The following is a 20,278-nucleotide window of genomic DNA, read 5'->3' on the forward strand; positions in this document are numbered from 1 at the left end:
GGATACTAGCTGAATTCCTAAAAAAGCCTAGCCATCTTCATTTACTTGAAGATGGCTAGGCTTTTTATATACGCGTCAATTTAACGACAACTTCACAACGAGCAGTTTGAGGAAACATGTCAACAGACTGTAAATACTCAATCTTGAAGACAGACGCTAATTTGACCAAATCACGGGCTAATGTTGAAACATTACAAGAGATATAAACCATTTTCTTTGGGGGCTGAGCAACTAACGCTTGCAACAGGTGGTCATCTAATCCAGTTCGAGGGGGATCAACCACAATACTGTCGGGTCTAAAACCAGCAGCAAACCATTTAGGGAGTAAGTCTTCGGCAGTTCCTGTTTCATAATGCGTATTATTTGCTTGGATTCGGCGGGCATTTTCTTTGGCATTTTCGATTGCTTGCGGAATGATGTCCATCCCACGGACTTCCTTTGCATGTTTTGCGAGGCTTAGTCCAATCGTTCCAACACCACAATAGGCATCAACGACGGTTTCATTTTTTGTCAATGCCAGTGCTTTGATTGCTTCGTCATAAAGTATACTAGTTTGTTGCGGATTCAGTTGGAAGAATGCACGAGGTGAAAGGTCGAATGTTAATTCCTGCAATCGTTCTTCAATCGCTTCTTTTCCCCAGAGATGTAAAGTTTCATCCCCCATGATCACCGAGGTCTTCTTGCTTTGGACATTTTGCATGATCGAAACTACTTGAGGCATGCGTTGATTGATTTCTCGAATCAACGCATTTTTCTGTGGCAGTTTGCTAGAGTTCGTGATAAAAACGACTTGTACTTCGCCGGTCGCTCTGCCCACTCTAACCATCAAAGTCCTCAGGATGCCGCTGTTTTTTCTTTCATCATAGATTGGGAGTTGATACTTGTTCAGTAACTGCACAAGGCCATTGATCACATCTTGGGTTGCTTTTTCTTGAACGAGACAATCATCGATCGCCACTAAACGATGAGAATCCATTTCGTAAAGACCAGCTTCGATTCGTTTTGATTTTGTATCATATCGCAACTGAAATTGCGCTTTGTTGCGATAGTGCCATGGTTCTTCCATGCCAATCGTATCTTTTAAGATATACTTCTGATAACCTTTGGGCTTAAATTTGGTTAATGCTTGTTTTAATAAGTCTTTCTTAAAGTCTAGCTGCTTTTCATAAACAAGATGCTGTAATTGACAGCCCCCACAACGATCATAAAATTTGCAGGGGGGGAGAATACGGTCGCTGCTTTTCTTGATGATTTTGGTCATTCTCGCTTCTGCAAACCTCGGAGTTGCTTTGGTCACTTCTGCAATCACTTCTTCTCCCGGAAGAACTCGCGGGACAAAGACGATCAATTTTTTATAATAGCCGATTCCTTCTCCGTTGATTCCTAAACGTTTGATCGTCAGTTGTAGTTTTTGACCGTTTTTAAGTTGTACGTTTGCCATGATTGCTCCTTATCGATAAATAGTCTCTCTATTTTACCATACTTTTTATAGCTCTTTTGAAGGAATTTCCCCTTTTTTGTGATAAACTAGAATATACGTTCGTGAGGTGAAGAAAATGATAACGATCATTCGTATCAGTAAGGGAAAAGGTCCCTTTTACGAAGTAGACTGCTCCAATGGAGAATCTTTGCGGGTTTCTGAGGATCTTCTGGTTCGTTTCCGTCTTCTAAAAGGAAAAGAAGTGACGGAAGAAGAGTTGACCGAAATCAAAAAAAGCTCCGGTTTTGATATTGGGCTGCAGCAAGCAATGAATTACATTAGCTACCAACTACGTTCCGAAAAAGAAGTTCGTACCTATCTAAAAGACAAAGAAATCAATTTAGAGGATCGCCATTTGGTCGTGCAGCGATTGAAAGAACTAAATTTACTTGATGACCGTACCTACGGAGAAAGCTACTTGCGGACACAAATCCGTTTAGGAGACAAAGGGCCATCAGTCATCAGTCAGCAACTAAAACAAAAAGGGCTGTCTGAAGAAGTGATTCAAGAAGTGATGCCGTTATATACAGAAGAAAAGCAATTTGATGTCGGCTATCATACTGCCGAAAAAGCATTGCGTCGGTTCCAAGGGAAAAGTCACAAAGAGATGATGCAGAAACTATCGCTGCACCTAATGCAAAAAGGGTTTAGACAACCAGTTATCCAATTAATTTTAGATGAACTGCCTACAGATAGAGGCGACGAAGAGGAAAACGCAGCTTTGCAAAAAGAGGGTCAACGACTTTTGCGAAGACATCAGCGGTTGCCTTTGAATAAAAGAAAAATGAAAATCAAACAAGGTCTTTACCAAAAAGGTTTCGCTCTGGATGCGATCCAACAATTTTTAGATGAGGAAGTTATGGATGAATAAACAGTGGGAAAAGTGGTCAAAAGAGGACATTCGTTCTTTCCAAGACAAGTTTTTGAATTGGTACCATGATGAAAAAAGGAATCTCCCCTGGAGAGCAACCAACGATCCCTATGCAATCTGGATCTCGGAGATCATGCTCCAGCAAACAAGAGTGGACACCGTCATTGGCTATTATTACCGCTTTATGGAACAATTTCCAACCATCAAAGATTTAGCTGGTGCAGAAGAGCAGAAGCTTTTGAAGGCTTGGGAAGGATTAGGTTATTACTCTCGTGCACGCAATTTAAAAGCTGCCGCTCAACAAATCATGGCAGAGTTCGATGGAGAGATGCCACAGACCATCACTGATATTCGTTCGTTAAAGGGGATTGGTCCTTACACTGCCGGGGCGATCGGCAGTATCGCTTTTGGATTGCCGGAACCTGCAATTGATGGCAATGTGATGCGTGTAGTGAGTCGTTTGTTTTGTATTGAGGCAGATATAGCTAAAGCAAGTTCTCGCGGAGTCTTTGATAAAGCAATGCGTACAATCATTTCTCACGATGAGCCAGGAGAATTCAATCAAGCTTTGATGGATCTTGGTTCAAGTATTTGTACGCCGACTTCGCCATTATGCGAGGAATGTCCACTGCAAGAATATTGTCTAGCCTATCAGCAGGGAACACAAACCGACTTTCCCGTAAAATCAAAAAAAGCGAAGCCAAAAGATATGTATTACATTGCTGGAGCTATTGAAGAAGATGGCCGCTTTTTATTGGTGCAGCGACCAGAAACTGGCTTGTTAGCCAAAATGTGGCATTTTCCGCTTTTGGAAGTGGATCAGGCGACCTATATGCAATTATTGGCTTATTGGCAAGACCAACAGTTAACATTGGATGCAGTTGCAGAAGAACCAGCTCCGATTTTCCCTGAATTTCCCGTCGTTTGGCAAAAAAGACATCTTGGTGAGGTTACTCACATCTTTAGTCATTTGAAATGGCACATACTGCTTTTTTATGGACGCACACCGTCGGAATTCTCTTTAGAACACAGTCAATGGGCTGCGCCAGAAGAATTTGAACAGTATGTCTTTCCCAAACCTCAGTTGAAATTAGTCGAACAATTGAAGAAAAATCATAAAGTCGATAAACATTTCTAGGCAAAGGGTTGTTTTATTGCTATAATATTTACGATATCGGTGTAATGAACACCCAAACAAAACGCAAGTTTTCTTGCTGAGGGAAGGGTTGCTATGCGAGTTCCAAAAGAAGGAGAGTTTGTCAGCATCCAAAGCTACAAACATGACGGCAATTTGCATCGAACGTGGCGGGATACTATGGTCTTAAAGACGAGCGAATTCTCAATGATTGGTGTCAATGATCATACATTGGTGACTGAATCGGATGGAAGACGCTGGGTTACCCGTGAGCCAGCTATTGTATATTTTCATAAAAAATACTGGTTTAATGTAATCGCAATGATCCGAGAAAAGGGGGTTTCCTATTATTGTAATCTCGCTTCACCGTATTTGCTTGATGAAGAGGCCTTGAAATATATTGATTATGACCTTGATATCAAAGTATTTCCTGATGGTGAGAAACGTTTACTAGATGTGGATGAATATGAGCTTCATAGCAAGATCATGCATTATCCGCAGGACATTGATTTTATTTTAAAAGAAAATGTCAAAATTTTAGTAGATTGGATCAATAATGGCAAAGGACCATTTTCTGAGGGGTATGTGGACATTTGGTATGATCGCTACAAGCAGTTGTCTCAGAAATAGCAAGGAGTAGCCGTAAAGGGTCACTTCAATGTGCAAAAGACTCGACTTTAATTCGAAGTCGAGTCTTTTTGTATCAAAAACACAATAAAAATCTGATTATCCGCTAAAACACAGTATCTATCAGCATTTTCAAGAAAACAAATACATCAATTTACTACTTATTTACTACTAACGAATGAGCCTTGATACGCAAGTTTTCCTAGATATGCAAAGATATGGTACAGCACATCAGTATTAAAATAAGAAAAAATTGAATAACTCATAGACTATGGAACGCCTAACATGACGTTCCTTTTCTATTTCCAGCCGTTCTTATTGGACGGCTATTTTATTACCCAAAATGAAAGGAGCATTAGATTTATGAAAAAGATGTTAAAACGATTGTGTACGGGCTTCTTAGCTCTTGCAACTGTCGTTACTGCTTTACCGACTACACCCGTCCATGCAGAAAGTAAGCAATACTGGACGGAAAGTGCAGAGCGTGTCGGTATCATTGAAAAAGTAATGAATGACGGTTCTATCGGTTCGACATTCAATGAGGGCTATATGAAAGTCGAGGGCGAAACTGCCTATTGTATCGACATTAACACAAACTTTAAGAACGGTTACAAGACCAGAGCTGACGCAAGCTCACGCATGAGTGCTGACCAGATTTCAGATGTGGCGTTATCCTTAGAGTATGTCAAACAGTATGGCGAAGCTCACAAGGAACTGAACTACAAACAAGTCTATCTGTTGGAACAATGTGTAGTCTGGCAGAGATTGAGCGTACATTTTGGCTGGCAATGTGATAACGTGCGAGCTTCTTATGATGAAATTCCAAAGGCAACACAGGACGAAGTTTTCTCTGGTGCAAAAGCCTTTATCAAAGAAAATAAAGGACGCTATGAATGTGGCGGTTATATCTACTCTGGCGAGGGGCAGGAATTGGGACAATTCTGGGCGAAGCTGAATGTCGGAAATGCAAAACTGCAAAAGACTTCCAGTAATACCAGCATTACCGACGGTAACGGGAATTACTCTATTGCAGGTGCAACCTATGGTGTCTTTTCTGATAAGGACTGTACGAAACAGCTTGCCACCCTTACGACTGATGAAAACGGAAATACAGATGTTGTAGAGGTAAAGGCTGGCACAGTTTATATCAAGGAGTTATCCGCACCAGCAGGATATAAAGTAGATAAAACCATATATTCCTTAAAGGTTGAAGTTGGAAAGACAGCAATTTTGAAAGTATCAGATACGCCAAAAGTAACGGACACTTTGATTGAGCTTTTCAAGATTGATATGGAAACACAGAAAGACAATCCGCAAGGGAACGCTTCTTTAGCAGGTGCGGAATTTACATGGAAGTATTATGCAGGCTTCTATAATAAAGACAATCTCCCTGCCGAAGCTACTCGTACATGGGTTACAAAGACAATCGCTGAAACAGACAGCGACGGGACAACTCACTACATCGCAAAATTAGCGGACGCATACAAGGTATCTGGCGATAGCTTCTATATGCAGGACGGCAAGGCGGTTCTTCCACTTGGAACGCTAACCGTTGAGGAAACGAAAGCTCCAAACGGCTACTTGTTAGACGGTGCATATATGCAGGCTGGCGATAAGTCCGAACAGATAAAAGGCTTATATGTAACACAGATTACAGAGGACGGCGACCTTGCCGTACTTACTGGAAGTAACCAGTTTTCTGTATCAGACAAGGTTATCCGTGGTGGTGTGAAAATTCAGAAACGAGATTTAGAAACGGGCGATACAAAGCCACAAGGAAGTGCTACCTTGAAAGATACTGCTTTTGACATCATTTCCTTAAATGATAATGCGGTATTGGTTGAGGGCAAATTATACAAGAAAAATGAAGTGGTAAAAACAATCCATACCGATATTGAGGGTGTCGCTTCTACTTCTTCTGACCTTTTACCTTATGGAAAATTCCGTATCGTTGAAAGTGAAGCTCCCGACGGTTACTTAACTGACGGTGCAAAGCCGATTGATTTTACAATCACAGAAAATGGAAAAATCGTGGACTTAACCGACGAAGCTCATTCTATCTATAATCAGATTAAGCGTGGAGATATTGAGGGTGTAAAAATCGGTGTAGGTACACACAAGCGTCTTGCTAATGTTCCCTTTAGGATCACAAGCAAGATGACGGGCGAAAATCATGTCGTGGTAACTGATGATAACGGGCAATTCTCCACTTCTGCTGAATGGGCTTCTCATAAGCACAATACAAACGCAGGAAAGACCAGCGAGGACGGTGTGTGGTTTGGAACTTCTGAACCAGATGACAGCAAAGGTGCGTTACCTTATGATACCTATATCATTGAAGAATTACGCTCTGATAGTAACAAAGGTTTTGAACTTATCCCACCTTTTGAAATCGTGGTATCAAGAAATAACCTTGTGATTGATTTAGGAACGCTGACTGATGAATACGAAAAAGAAATCTCTATCCATACCACAGCGACCAGCAAAGACGGCGAAAAGACTATCCTTGCAGGAAAAGAGATTACGATTGTTGATACTGTCAAATTAGACGGACTTACAAAAGGCACAAAGTATCAGTTAAAAGGCTGGCAGATGTTAAAAGAAGAAAATGTAGAACTTCTTATCAATGGAAAACGTGTGGAAAATGATTATACCTTTGTCGCTGATGATGAAGAAATGAAAGTGGAAATTTCCTATACATTTAATGCGTCTGCTTTAGGTGGCAAAAACCTTGTTACCTTTGAAGAATTGTATGATTTAAGCAATCCAGACGAACCCGTAAAAGTTGCGGAACATAAAGACATTGAGGACGACGGACAGACGGTACTTATCACAGAGCGTATCGTCAAAATTCATACGACTGCTACGGATAAGGACGGCAACAAAGAGCTTGAAGCTGGAAAAGACGTTACAATCATTGATACCGTAATCTTAGAGGGCTTAGAAGTCGGTACACAGTACAAACTTGTGGGCTGGCAGATGTTGAAAGAAGAAAATGCAGAACTTCTTATCAATGGAAAACGTGTGAAAAGTGATTACACTTTTACTGCTGACAGCGAAACTATGAAAGTGGAAGTTGCCTTTACCTTTGACGCTACTTCTCTTGACGGCAAACAGCTTGTAACTTTTGAAGAATTGTACGATTTAAGCAATCCAGACGAGCCGAAGAAAGTTACCGAGCATAAGGATATTGAGGATAAGGGACAGACGATTACCTTTAAGGAAAAAACCAAAGTCCCAGAAGAACCAAAGAAACCCGAAACACCACAGACACCAGATACACCGCATAAAACAGACAGTCCAAAAACTGGCGATAGCACAAACCTTTACGGACTGCTTGCACTTCTTTTGACTTCTGGTGCTGGACTGGCAGGTATCTTCTTCTGCAAACGCCGTAAAATGAAGAAATCATAAGGCGGTAACGGTATGAGAAAAGAAAAATCACGTTCTCCGCCGATACCGTGTCGGCAGACTTCCGCTTATTCTGGATTGTCTGCTACTTACCTGCAAGAACACGGATAGTCAAGGGTGCGTAAGCATTGATTTTACCCTTTACTATCTGGGGGATTGCTGGTACTTCCCAAACCGCCAGAATAAGAAATCACAATCAAAAAACTTATCAAAAATAGAAAGAAATGAGGTAAAACACTATGGAAATGAAATATGTCGTGCCAGATATGGCACAGTCTTTTGGAACTCTTGAATTTGCAGGCGAAAGTGAGCCAGTCTTTGAAAGAGATAAAAATAACCGCAGGGTCTTAGCCAGACGAAGCTATAACCTTTATTCTGACGTACAAAAAGGCGAAAATGTTGTGGTAGAAATTCCCGTGCAGGCTGGCGAAAAGCATTTCAAGTATGAACAGAAAGTAAAACTTGTCAATCCGAAGTTATATGGCAGAGGTTACGCAATCGGGGATATGGGACATACCGATTATGTGTTGCTTGCTGATGATATTGTAGCAGTTGAAGAAAAGTAAAGGAGTGAAGAATTTATGAGATTATCAAACGGGTTTGTTATTGACAAAGAGAAAACATTTGGAGAATTAAAATTTACAGCGGTGCGAGATGTGTTCTTGCAGAATGAGGACGGGACACCGAGTACCCAGCTTAAAAAGCGTATCTATGATTTGAAGTGCAGTCTGCATGGTGGAATTATCCCCGTGTCCGTACCGCCAGAAGTACCGTTAAGGGAATTTCCGTACAATGCGGTTGTGGAGCTTGTCAATCCAGTAGCCGATACGGTATCAAGAAAAACCTATACGGGTGCAGATGTGGACTGGTATGTAAAGGCAGAGGATATTGTATTGAAGAATAAAAGCAACCAGAACGCAGGCAATACACAGAACCATACACCGCAGGGACAACCGAAAAAATAGACTTGCTGAATAGATTTTCGTTGTAGAGGATATACGGAACTGTTATAATATGGGTATGAAGAAAGCGACAAATTAAAATTTTTAGGGAGTGAGAATAGTATATGGACAGTTGGTTTACCGTCGAACAAATAGACCAAGATACATTCGTCATCAGCGAATACAAACACTGGGAAGAAACACATTGTTATCTATTGTGTGGGACAAAAAGAGCCATTCTGATTGATACAGGTTTAGGTGTTTCCAACATCAGAGAGGTTATTGATGGATTGACGAAACTGCCCGTTACAGTAATCACTACTCATGTTCATTGGGATCATATCGGTGGACATAAATATTTTCGGTCTATTGCAGTTCATGAAGCAGAAAAAGAATGGCTATCGGTCAAATTCCCTATACCTTTGCAAGTGGTAAAAAACAATATTATGTGCAATCCATGTGATTTCCCCTCGGATTTTAAGGTAGAGAAATATCAGATTTTTCAAGGGGTTCCGCAAATGATTTTACATGATGAAGATTGTATTGACTTAGGGAACAGAAAGTTGGTAGTTATTCACACGCCCGGTCATTCTCCCGGACATTGTTGTTTCTATGAAGCGGATAGAAAATATCTGTATTCCGGCGATTTGATATATAGCGGTTGCCTTGATGCTTTTTATCCATCAACAAACCCACAAGAATTTTGGAAGTCTGTTAGAAAAATTCAATCTTTAAAGATAAGTCGAATTTTGCCAGGACATCATCATTTATCTATTCCAGTTACTATAATTGACAAGATAGAGACAGCTTTTCACAACTTGTCAAATGAAGGGAAATTAAAACAAGGGAATGGTATATTCAGCTATGAGGGGTTTCAAATCCATATCTGAAATGCAATCTTAGTTTTACAATTTTATATCCATACACACAAAGCAGTTAGTCTTAGGATTAACTGTTTTTTTCATACCCAGAAAGGAGTGATTGATTTATGCGTATGATTTGGAACAAAGGACACCGTATCAGAGCCAGCGACAAGCACCTTGTCTACCACTTTTCCATAGGGACGCTTCTGTTTGTGTTCGTGGCGGTTCTCCTGCTACTGAATAGCAAACAGCTCATGTGTACCGATTGGGAGCATTTCAGCTTGTTAGAGAACGGCTTGACGCTTTCCCCTTACAACTTCATAACCATACTGATAGCGACTGGTGTTTGTGCATTGGTCGCTTTTCTGTATTACCGCTTCTGTTATGACAGTTTCAAGAAGCTCCTGCACCGTCAAAAGCTGGCAAGAATGGTACTGGAAAATAAGTGGTATGAAGCTGATACCGTACAAGACAGCATTTTTTTTACTGACCTGCAAAGCAGATCAAGGGAAAAAATCGTCTGGTTTCCAAAGATTTATTATCAAATGGAAAAGGGACTGCTTCATATCCGCTGTGAAATTACGCTGGGGAAATATCAAGACCAGCTTTTACGGTTAGAGGATAAATTGGAAAGTGGCTTGTATTGTGAGCTGACCGACAAGACCCTGCATGACGGCTATATCGAATATACCCTGCTTTATGATATGATAGCAAACCGCATTACCATTGATGAAGTACGGGCAGAAAACGGCTGTCTTAGACTGATGAAAAATCTTGTGTGGGAATATGACGCACTCCCTCACGCCCTTATCGCTGGTGGAACTGGTGGCGGTAAAACATACTTTTTGCTGACACTCATTGAAGCCTTACTGCATACCAACGCTGTCCTTTACATCTTAGACCCGAAAAATGCGGACTTAGCAGACTTAGGGACAGTTATGGGAAATGTGTATCATACCAAAGAAGAAATGATTGATTGCGTCAATGCCTTTTATGAGGGAATGGTACAGCGAAGCGAGGAAATGAAGCGACACCCAGATTATAAGACGGGCGAAAACTACGCCTATCTGGGACTGCCACCCTGCTTTCTTATCTTTGATGAATATGTGGCGTTTTTTGAAATGCTGGGGACAAAAGAAAGCGTGAGCTTACTTAGCCAGTTAAAGAAAATCGTCATGCTGGGGCGACAAGCAGGTTATTTTCTTATTGTTGCCTGCCAGCGTCCAGACGCAAAGTATTTCTCGGACGGTATCAGAGATAACTTCAATTTCCGTGTGGGACTTGGGCGTATCAGCGAATTAGGTTATGGTATGCTGTTCGGTTCGGATGTGAAAAAGCAGTTTTTCCAGAAGCGTATCAAAGGGCGTGGCTATTGTGATGTAGGGACAAGTGTTATCAGCGAATTTTACACGCCTTTAGTCCCGAAAGGACATGATTTTTTGCAGACTATCGGCCCTCTTGCACAAGCAAGGCAGGACGTGACGGCGACGTGCGAAGCGAAAGGCGACGGCACGGACTAGCCGTTGCTGGTGTGGCGTAAGCCACGCCAGCAGGTAAAACCCCTCGGTATCTAACAGGGGGGTACAAATCGACAGGAAACAGTCAAAAAAACATTAGAAAATCCTTTGGTTACAAGGGATTTACAAAATTTCAGCGTATGTCAAATGGGCTTTAAAAGTTGACATACGCCTTTTTGATTGGAGGGATTTTTACTGAATGAACAAACTTGGTTACAGCATTTAAAAGAAAAACGCTTGGCTTATGGACTATCTCAAAACCGTTTAGCTGTTGCGACTGGTATTACAAGGCAGTATCTAAGCGATATTGAAACAGGAAAAGTCAAGCCATCAGAGGATTTACAGCAGTCCCTTTGGGAAGCTCTGGAACGCTTCAATCCCGACGCTCCCCTTGAAATGCTGTTTGATTATGTAAGGATTCGCTTTCCGACAACAGACGTACAGCAGGTGGTCGAAAACATCTTACAACTGAAACTGTCCTATTTTCTTCATGAGGACTATGGTTTCTATTCTTATTCAGAGCATTATGCTTTAGGCGACATATTCGTCCTTTGCTCCCATGAACTGGACAAAGGAGTTCTGGTGGAATTGAAAGGTCGTGGGTGCAGACAATTTGAAAGCTATCTTCTGGCACAACAAAGAAGCTGGTATGAGTTCTTTATGGACGTTTTGGTGGCTGGCGGTGTGATGAAACGCCTTGACCTTGCCATTAACGATAAGACAGGGATTTTGAATATCCCTGTACTCACTGAAAAGTGCCAACAGGAAGAATGTATCTCCGTCTTCCGCAGTTTTAAAAGCTATCGCAGTGGCGAACTGGTACGCAAAGAGGAAAAGGAATGTATGGGAAACACCCTCTATATCGGTTCATTACAAAGTGAAGTTTATTTCTGTATCTATGAAAAGGACTACGAGCAGTACAAGAAAAATGATATTCCCATTGAAGACGCAGAAGTAAAAAACCGTTTTGAGATTCGATTGAAAAATGAGCGTGCCTATTATGCAGTCCGTGATTTACTCGTCTATGACAATCCAGAGCATACCGCCTTTAAAATTATCAATCGGTATATCCGTTTTGTAGATAAAGACGATTCCAAACCTCGTTCTGATTGGAAACTGAATGAAGAATGGGCTTGGTTTATTGGGAACAATCGTGAACGATTAAAACTAACCACAAAACCAGAGCCTTACTCCTTCCAAAGGACGCTGAACTGGCTATCTCATCAAGTTGCCCCGACCTTAAAGGTTGCGATTAAACTTGATGAAATCAACCAGACGCAGGTTGTAAAAGACATTCTCGACCATGCGAAACTGACAGACCGACACAAGCAGATTTTGAAGCAACAGTCAGTAAAAGAACAGGACGTGATAACAACAAAAAAATAACTCAAATACAAATTCATTGAATATAGAGAGGAGAACATTTTTATGAATTTTGGACAAAACCTTTATAACTGGTTTCTATCAAACGCTCAATCACTGGTGCTTTTAGCAATCGTTGTGATTGGCTTGTATCTTGGCTTCAAGCGTGAGTTTAGCAAACTGATTGGCTTTTTAATTATTGCGATTATTGCGGTTGGCTTAGTCTTCAACGCTGCTGGAGTAAAAGACATTTTACTAGAGCTATTCAATCGCATTATTGGTGCTTAAATAAAACCGTTCTTTTGTGGAATATAAGTGGTTTTCTTATGTTCCGCAAAGGAATGGTACACCAAACGAAGTGCGGTAGGGATTTTTGAATCTCTACAAAGAAAGGACGTGAATATATGGACGATATGCAAGTCTATATTGCGAATTTAGGCAAATACAATGAGGGCGAATTGGTCGGTGCGTGGTTTACCTTTCCCATTGACTTTGAGGAAGTCAAAGAGAAAATCGGCTTGAATGATGAATATGAGGAATACGCCATTCATGACTACGAGTTACCCTTTACGGTTGACGAATACACTTCCATTGGCGAACTCAATCGACTATGGGAAATGGTATCGGAATTACCCGAAGAATTACAATCGGAGCTATCTGCTCTGCTCACTCATTTTTCAAGCATTGAAGAACTAAGCGAACATCAAGAGGATATTATCATTCATTCCGATTGTGATGATATGTATGACGTGGCACGCTACTACATTGAAGAAACGGGTGCTTTAGGCGAAGTACCAGCTAGTCTTCAAAACTATATTGATTATCAAGCCTATGGTCGGGATTTAGACCTTTCAGGAACGTTTATCTCAACCAATCATGGGATTTTTGAAATCGTCTATTAAATCTGTCGGTACATTACTACTGGCAGATTTTCTATTTTACGGGGTGGCTCAATCAGCTACCCCTATTTTTTATGAAAGGATTGATTACATGAAGAAAATACGAAGCTATACCAGTATCTGGTCTGTGGAAAAGGTACTGTATTCTATCAATGATTTTAGACTTCCGTTTCCCATAACCTTTACGCAAATGACATGGTTTGTCGTGTCACTCTTTGCAGTGATGATACTTGGCAACTTGCCCCCTCTTTCCATGATAGAGGGAGCATTTCTCAAATACTTTGGGATTCCTGTGGCTTTCACATGGTTTATGTCTACAAAAACTTTTGATGGTAAAAAGCCTTATGGATTTTTGAAGTCTGTCATTGCTTATGCACTGCGACCAAAGCTGACCTATGCAGGAAAAAAAGTAACGCTTGGCAGAAACCAGCCACAAGAAGCCATTACAGCAGTTAGGAGTGAATTTTATGGCATATCCAATTAAATACATTGAAAACAATCTCGTCTGGAATAAAGACGGGGAATGTTATGCTTACTATGAGCTTGTTCCTTACAATTACTCATTTCTAAGTCCAGAACAGAAAATACAAGTGCATGATTCTTTCAGACAGCTTATCGCACAAAATCGTGATGGCAAAATTCATGCTTTACAAATCAGTACAGAATCCAGCATACGTTCTGCACAAGAGCGTTCCAAAAATGAAGTCACTGGCAAGCTCAAAGCGGTTGCCTATGACAAAATCGACCAACAGACAGACGCTTTAATATCCATGATTGGCGAAAATCAAGTGAACTACCGTTTCTTTATCGGCTTTAAGTTGCTTCTCAACGATCAGGAGTTTTCTATGAAAAGTCTTACCGTTGAAGCAAAAAATGCTTTGTCTGATTTTGTCTATGATGTGAACCATAAGCTGATGGGCGATTTTGTTAGTATGAGTAATGATGAAATCCTGCGTTTTCAGAAGATGGAAAAGCTCTTAGAAAATAAAATCTCTCGTCGTTTCAAAATCCGCAGGTTAGATAAGGACGACTTCGGCTATCTGATTGAACACCTTTACGGACAGACAGGCACTGCCTATGAAGAGTATGAGTACCATCTATCAAAGAAAAAGCTGGATAATGAAACGCTGATTAAATACTATGACTTGATTAAGCCTACTCGCTGTTTGGTGGAAGAAAAACAGCGATATTTGAAAATCCAGCAGGAAGATGAAACCGTCTATGTAGCTTACTTTACCATTAACAGCATTGTCGGAGAACTGGACTTCCCGTCCTCTGAAATCTTCTACTACCAGCAACAGCAATTTACATTCCCGATTGATACGTCAATGAATGTGGAAATTGTAGCGAATCGTAAAGCCCTATCTACTGTCCGCAATAAAAAGAAAGAACTGAAAGACTTGGATAACCACGCTTGGCAAAGTGATAATGAAACCAGCTCCAATGTGGCGGAAGCTCTGGAAAGTGTGAATGAGCTGGAAACCAATTTAGACCAAAGCAAGGAATCTATGTACAAGCTGTCTTATGTGGTAAGGGTATCAGCAAATGATCTTGACGAACTCAAACGTCGTTGTAATGAAGTGAAAGATTTTTATGACGATTTAAGCGTAAAACTGGTACGACCATTTGGGGATATGCTCGGCTTACATGAAGAATTTTTACCTGCCAGCAAGCGTTATATGAATGATTATATTCAATACGTGACCTCTGATTTCCTCGCTGGTTTAGGTTTTGGTGCTACTCAAATGCTGGGGGAAAATGAGGGGATTTATGTTGGCTACAGCTTAGATACTGGACGCAATGTCTATCTGAAACCTGCTCTTGCCAGTCAAGGGGTTAAGGGTTCAGTAACCAATGCGTTAGCGTCGGCTTTTGTTGGTTCGCTGGGTGGTGGTAAATCCTTTGCGAATAACCTTATCGTCTATTATGCGGTGCTTTATGGGGCACAAGCAGTGATTGTAGACCCAAAAGCAGAACGTGGCAGATGGAAAGAAACCTTGCCAGAGATTTCCCATGAAATCAATATCGTCACTCTGACTTCTGATGAGAAAAACAAAGGCTTACTTGACCCTTATGTGATTATGAAAAATCCCAAAGATTCTGAATCACTGGCTATTGATATTCTGACATTCCTTACGGGGATTTCCTCTCGTGATGGGGAACGCTTCCCAATCCTTAGAAAAGCCATTCGTGCAGTAACCAATAGTGAAGTACGAGGGTTGATGAAAGTGATTGAGGAATTACGGGTTGAGAATACGCCACTAAGTACCAGTATAGCCGACCATATCGAAAGTTTTACAGACTATGACTTTGCACATTTATTATTCAGTAATGGTTATGTGGAGCAGTCTATCAGCTTAGAAAAACAACTGAACATTATACAGGTTGCGGACTTGGTACTTCCCGACAAGGAAACTTCCTTTGAGGAATATACCACTATGGAGCTTTTATCCGTTGCTATGCTGATTGTCATTAGTACCTTTGCTTTAGACTTTATCCATACAGACCGAAGCATTTTCAAGATTGTAGATTTAGACGAAGCATGGAGCTTTTTACAGGTAGCACAAGGAAAAACACTATCTATGAAGCTGGTTCGGGCTGGTCGTGCTATGAACGCTGGGGTATATTTCGTGACCCAAAATACAGACGACCTCTTAGATGAAAAACTGAAAAATAACCTCGGCTTAAAATTTGCATTTCGTTCCACTGACCTTAACGAGATTAAAAAGACCTTAGCCTTTTTTGGTGTAGACCCAGAGGACGAAAACAATCAGAAGCGATTGCGTGATTTGGAAAACGGGCAATGCCTTATCAGTGATTTATATGGTCGTGTCGGTGTGATACAGTTCCACCCTGTATTTGAAGAACTGCTCCATGCCTTTGATACCAGACCACCTGTGCGAAAAGAGGTGTAAATGTGAAACCATCAATAGTAAACAGAATAAAATCAAACTGGACGCTGAAACGTCTAGGTAAAGTGGCAATGACAGTGGCTTTCACACTTGTGATTGCCATTTTTCTTTTAGCCATGCTGGGAACGGTGGTTCAAGCTGCGGGCTTGGTAGATGATACGGTCAATGTGGCAAATGAATACAGCCGATACCCACTTGAAAACTATCAACTGGATTTTTATGTGGATAATAGCTGGGGCTGGCTTCCGTGGAACTGGTCGGACGGGATTGGAAAACAGGTCATGTATGGACTATATGCCATTACCAATTTTATTTGGACAATCAGTTTGTATGTTTCCAATGCGACAGGTTACTTAGTACAGGAAGCCTATTCCTTAGACTTCATTTCCGCTACAGCAGATTCCATTGGTAAGAATATGCAGACCTTAGCTGGTGTGAGTGCAAACGGATTTTCAACAGAGGGTTTCTATGTTGGATTCCTCTTACTCTTGATTTTGGTTCTTGGGGTTTATGTTGCCTATACGGGACTGATAAAGAGAGAAACCACAAAGGCAATTCATGCCATTATGAATTTTGTGCTGGTGTTTATCCTATCGGCTTCCTTTATTGCCTACGCTCCCGACTACATTAAAAAAATCAATGACTTTTCATCAGACATCAGTAATGCCAGTTTATCACTTGGCACGAAGATTGTCATGCCCCATTCCGATAGTCAAGGCAAGGACAGCGTGGACTTAATCAGAGATAGCCTGTTTTCCATACAGGTTCAGCAACCGTGGCTACTGCTTCAATACAACAGTTCAGACATTGAAAGTATCGGTATTGACCGTGTGGAAAGCCTGCTCTCCACCAGCCCAGATTCCAACAATGGCGAAGACAGAGAAAAAATTGTTGCGGAAGAAATTGAAGACAGAAGCAATACCAATCTAACCATTACAAAGACCATTAACCGTTTAGGTACAGTCTTCTTCCTATTTGTCTTCAATATTGGGATTTCCATATTTGTATTCCTATTAACAGGAATCATGATTTTCTCGCAGGTACTTTTTATCATCTATGCTATGTTTCTGCCTGTGAGCTTTATTTTAAGCATGATTCCATCATTTGATGGTATGTCAAAACGAGCCATAACAAAGCTCTTTAATACCATTTTGACACGAGCTGGAATCACATTGATTATTACGACAGCATTTAGTATTTCAACCATGCTCTATACCTTATCGGCTGGTTATCCGTTCTTTTTGATTGCTTTTCTACAGATTGTGACCTTTGCAGGAATCTACTTCAAGCTGGGCGATTTAATGAGTATGTTTTCTCTACAGAGTAACGATTCTCAAAGTGTGGGAAGTCGTGTGATGAGAAAACCTCGTATGCTTATGCACGCTCACATGCACCGTCTACAGCGGAAACTTGGACGTTCCATGACTACTCTAGGGGCTGGGTCTGCCATTGTTACAGGTAAAAAAGGACAGTCGGGTTCGGGGAGTTCTGCAAGGACACAAGCAGATCACTCCCGACCAGACGGAAAGGAAAAATCAACACTTGGAAAACGTATCGGTCAAACCATCGGTACAGTAGCTGATACCAAAGACAGAATGGTAGACACTGCTAGTGGTTTGAAAGAACAGGTTAAAGATTTGCCGACCAATGCAAGATATGCAGTATATCAAGGAAAATCCAAAGTAAAAGAGAATGTCCGTGATTTAACCAGTAGTATTTCTCAAACCAAAGCGGACAGAGCCAGTGGACGCAAGGAACAGCAGGAACAAAGGCGAAAAACCATTGCGAAGCGTCGCTCTGAAATGGAACAGGTCAAACAGAAAAAACAGCCTGCTTCTTCTGTTCATGAAAGACCGACTACAAGACAAGAACAATATCATGATGAACAGACCTCAAAACAGTCTAATATTCAGACTTCATATAAGGAATCTCAACAAGCCAAACAAGAGCGTCCAGCAGTTAAGTCCGATTTTTCAAGTCCAAAAGTGGAACGCCAAGGCAATACCGTTCAAGAAAAAACCGTTCAAAAGCCAGCAACTTCAACCACTACAGCAGATAGAACTTCACAACGTCCAATCACAAAAGAACGTCCGTCTACTGTTCAAAGAGTACCACTACAAAATACAAGAAGTAGACCACCAATCAAAACCGCCACCATTAAGAAAGTCGGTAAGAAACCATGAAGTTGAAAACTTTAGTGATTGGTGGTTCTGGATTATTCTTGATGGTCTTCTCACTGCTTCTGTTTGTTGCCATTTTATTTTCAGATGAACAGGACAGCGGAATTTCCAATATTCATTATGGAGGTGTGAATGTTTCCGCAGAAGTGCTGGCTCATAAGCCTATGGTAGAAAAATATGCCAAAGAATATGGCGTTGAAGAATATGTCAACATACTTCTTGCGATTATACAGGTGGAATCGGGCGGTACTGCGGAAGATGTTATGCAGTCCTCGGAATCCCTCGGTCTTCCACCTAATTCATTGAGTACAGAAGAATCCATTAAGCAAGGTGTGAAGTATTTCAGTGAATTATTAGCCAGTAGCGAAAGGCTCAGTGTAGATTTAGAATCGGTTATCCAGTCCTACAATTATGGTGGTGGTTTCTTAGGGTATGTGGCTAATCGTGGAAATAAATATACCTTTGAACTGGCTCAAAGTTTCTCAAAAGAGTATTCAGGTGGCGAAAAAGTGTCTTACCCCAATCCCATAGCCATACCTATCAATGGGGGCTGGCGATACAACTATGGCAATATGTTTTATGTGCAACTGGTAACGCAGTATCTTGTCACAACAGAGTTTGATGATGATACGGTACAAGCCATCATGGACGAAGCACTGAAATATGAGGGCTGGCGATACGTTTACGGTGGAGCTTCCCCGACTACTTCTTTTGATTGTAGCGGACTGACACAATGGACGTATGGAAAAGCTGGAATTAACTTACCACGAACCGCACAACAGCAATATGATGTGACCCAGCATATCCCACTATCGGAAGCACAAGCTGGCGATTTGGTTTTCTTTCATTCTACCTATAACGCTGGCTCTTATATTACTCATGTTGGGATATACCTTGGCAATAACCGTATGTTTCATGCAGGCGACCCAATCGGTTATGCCGACTTAACAAGCCCCTACTGGCAACAGCATTTAGTGGGAGCAGGACGAATCAAACAATGAGAAAGGAAGATTTAATGATGAAATTTAGAAAAAATCAGAATAAAGAAAAACAGATACCAAAGGAAAAGAAACCTCGTGTCTACTATAAGGTCAATCCTCATAAAAAGGTTGTGATTGCCTTGTGGGTACTTTTAGGGCTTAGTTTCAGCTTTGCGATATTCAAGCACTTTACAGCTATAGATACTCATACTATTCACGAAACAACTATCATAGAAAAGGAATACGTTGATACTCATCATGTAGAAAATTTTGTAGAGAACTTTGCGAAAGTCTACTATTCATGGGAGCAATCCGATAAGTCCATTGATAATCGAATGGAAAGTCTAAAAGGCTATCTGACAGATGAACTTCAAGCTCTCAATGTTGATACAGTACGCAAAGATATTCCTGTATCGTCTTCTGTAAGAGGATTTCAGATATGGACGGTAGAGCCAACTGGCGACAATGAGTTTAATGTAACCTACAGTGTAGACCAGCTCATTACAGAGGGAGAAAATACAAAGACCGTCCACTCTGCTTATATAGTGAGTGTCTATGTAGATGGTTCTGGAAATATGGTACTGGTTAAGAATCCGACCATTACCAACATACCTAAGAAATCAAGTTATAAACCAAAAGCCATTGAAAGTGAGGGGACGGTTGATTCCATTACAACCAATGAAATCAATGAGTTTTTAACGACGTTCTTCAAGCTCTATCCTACAGCGACAGCCAGTGAACTTTCCTACTATGTGAATGACGGGATATTAAAACCAATCGGAAAAGAGTACATCTTTCAAGAACTGGTAAATCCTATTCACAATCGTAAGGATAATCAAGTCACGGTATCGCTGACAGTGGAGTATATCGACCAGCAGACCAAAGCAACGCAGGTATCTCAATTTGATTTGGTACTTGAAAAGAACGGGAGTAATTGGAAGATTATAGAATAACAAATATTGGTACATTATTACAGCTATTTTGTAATCACGTACTCTCTTTGATAAAAAATTGGAGATTCCTTTACAAATATGCTCTTACGTGCTATTATTTAAGTATCTATTTAAAAGGAGTTAATAAATATGCGGCAAGGTATTCTT

At 40.9% G+C, this 20,278-nt stretch carries 17 protein-coding genes and 1 pseudogene; 17 read left to right on the top strand and 1 reads right to left on the bottom strand.

What is annotated here, in order from left to right; translation table 11 throughout:
• Positions 1–64: 64 nt before the first annotated feature.
• On the bottom strand, positions 65–1,441 hold the full coding sequence (gene rlmD, locus AB5Z52_RS01670) for a 23S rRNA (uracil(1939)-C(5))-methyltransferase RlmD (protein ID WP_003126313.1): 1,377 nt from the start codon (positions 1,439–1,441) through the stop codon (positions 65–67).
• A gap of 115 nt (positions 1,442–1,556) precedes the next feature.
• On the opposite strand from rlmD, the gene recX reads away from it, so the two are divergent.
• The 17 genes and pseudogenes from recX (at position 1,557) to AB5Z52_RS01755 (ending at position 20,131) form a co-directional block, all read left to right on the top strand.
• Positions 1,557–2,351 carry a recombination regulator RecX gene (gene recX, locus AB5Z52_RS01675; protein WP_005471227.1) on the top strand — a complete coding sequence of 265 codons (795 nt, stop codon included), beginning with the start codon at positions 1,557–1,559 and terminating at the stop codon, positions 2,349–2,351.
• Positions 2,344–3,489 (top strand): A/G-specific adenine glycosylase, encoded by a 1,146-nt coding sequence (mutY, locus tag AB5Z52_RS01680; protein ID WP_021149874.1) that lies wholly within the window; start codon positions 2,344–2,346, stop codon positions 3,487–3,489. Before recX ends, mutY begins: the two co-directional genes overlap by 8 nt.
• 93 nt (positions 3,490–3,582) lie before the next feature.
• Positions 3,583–4,116, top strand: a complete 534-nt coding sequence (locus AB5Z52_RS01685; protein WP_003126316.1) for a DUF402 domain-containing protein — start codon at positions 3,583–3,585, stop codon at positions 4,114–4,116.
• Positions 4,117–4,476: 360 nt separating this feature from the next.
• Complete coding sequence (locus AB5Z52_RS01690) at positions 4,477–7,527, top strand: SrtB-anchored collagen-binding adhesin (RefSeq protein WP_195954554.1); 3,051 nt, start codon at positions 4,477–4,479, stop codon at positions 7,525–7,527.
• Between the two features lie 236 nt (positions 7,528–7,763).
• On the top strand, positions 7,764–8,090 hold the full coding sequence (locus AB5Z52_RS01695) for a YdcP family protein (RefSeq protein ID WP_008792581.1): 327 nt from the start codon (positions 7,764–7,766) through the stop codon (positions 8,088–8,090).
• A gap of 15 nt (positions 8,091–8,105) precedes the next feature.
• Positions 8,106–8,489 (top strand): YdcP family protein, encoded by a 384-nt coding sequence (locus tag AB5Z52_RS01700; RefSeq protein WP_008687119.1) that lies wholly within the window; start codon positions 8,106–8,108, stop codon positions 8,487–8,489.
• A gap of 101 nt (positions 8,490–8,590) precedes the next feature.
• Complete coding sequence (locus AB5Z52_RS01705) at positions 8,591–9,355, top strand: MBL fold metallo-hydrolase (protein ID WP_008687118.1); 765 nt, start codon at positions 8,591–8,593, stop codon at positions 9,353–9,355.
• 98 nt (positions 9,356–9,453) lie between these two features.
• The gene (locus AB5Z52_RS01710; protein WP_044593066.1) at positions 9,454–10,848 is read left to right on the top strand and encodes an FtsK/SpoIIIE domain-containing protein; all 1,395 of its coding nucleotides are present in this window, start codon (positions 9,454–9,456) and stop codon (positions 10,846–10,848) included.
• A pseudogene (locus AB5Z52_RS01715) lies at positions 10,818–11,003 on the top strand (conjugal transfer protein). The gene AB5Z52_RS01710 and the pseudogene AB5Z52_RS01715 overlap by 31 nt, the downstream one beginning before the upstream one ends.
• Before the next feature lie 22 nt (positions 11,004–11,025).
• Positions 11,026–12,231: a MobT family relaxase gene (mobT, locus tag AB5Z52_RS01720; RefSeq protein ID WP_000398284.1), complete on the top strand. Its 1,206-nt coding sequence runs from the start codon at positions 11,026–11,028 to the stop codon at positions 12,229–12,231.
• 42 nt (positions 12,232–12,273) lie between these two features.
• Complete coding sequence (locus AB5Z52_RS01725; RefSeq protein ID WP_001009056.1) at positions 12,274–12,495, top strand: hypothetical protein; 222 nt, start codon at positions 12,274–12,276, stop codon at positions 12,493–12,495.
• A 116-nt stretch (positions 12,496–12,611) separates the two neighbouring features.
• Complete coding sequence (locus AB5Z52_RS01730; protein ID WP_000342539.1) at positions 12,612–13,109, top strand: antirestriction protein ArdA; 498 nt, start codon at positions 12,612–12,614, stop codon at positions 13,107–13,109.
• A gap of 88 nt (positions 13,110–13,197) precedes the next feature.
• Positions 13,198–13,590: a conjugal transfer protein gene (locus AB5Z52_RS01735; RefSeq protein ID WP_000723888.1), complete on the top strand. Its 393-nt coding sequence runs from the start codon at positions 13,198–13,200 to the stop codon at positions 13,588–13,590.
• The gene (locus AB5Z52_RS01740) at positions 13,574–16,021 is read left to right on the top strand and encodes an ATP-binding protein (protein WP_000331160.1); all 2,448 of its coding nucleotides are present in this window, start codon (positions 13,574–13,576) and stop codon (positions 16,019–16,021) included. The genes AB5Z52_RS01735 and AB5Z52_RS01740 overlap by 17 nt, the downstream gene beginning before the upstream one ends.
• Positions 16,022–16,023: 2 nt before the next feature.
• A complete protein-coding gene (locus tag AB5Z52_RS01745; protein WP_000804748.1) occupies positions 16,024–18,201 on the top strand; it encodes a CD3337/EF1877 family mobilome membrane protein in 2,178 nt (725 codons plus the stop codon).
• Positions 18,198–19,199, top strand: coding sequence for a lysozyme family protein (locus AB5Z52_RS01750; protein ID WP_000769868.1), 1,002 nt, complete (start codon positions 18,198–18,200; stop codon positions 19,197–19,199). Before AB5Z52_RS01745 ends, AB5Z52_RS01750 begins: the two co-directional genes overlap by 4 nt.
• Entirely contained in the window at positions 19,196–20,131 is a 936-nt protein-coding gene (locus AB5Z52_RS01755) for a conjugal transfer protein (RefSeq protein ID WP_001224320.1), read from the top strand. Before AB5Z52_RS01750 ends, AB5Z52_RS01755 begins: the two co-directional genes overlap by 4 nt.
• The last annotated feature ends 147 nt before the right edge of the window (positions 20,132–20,278 follow it).

Origin of the sequence: Enterococcus sp. RTP21361st1_A6_RTP21361_211029 (assembly GCF_040910045.1) — a bacterium.
GTDB lineage: Bacteria > Bacillota > Bacilli > Lactobacillales > Enterococcaceae > Enterococcus_D > Enterococcus_D gallinarum.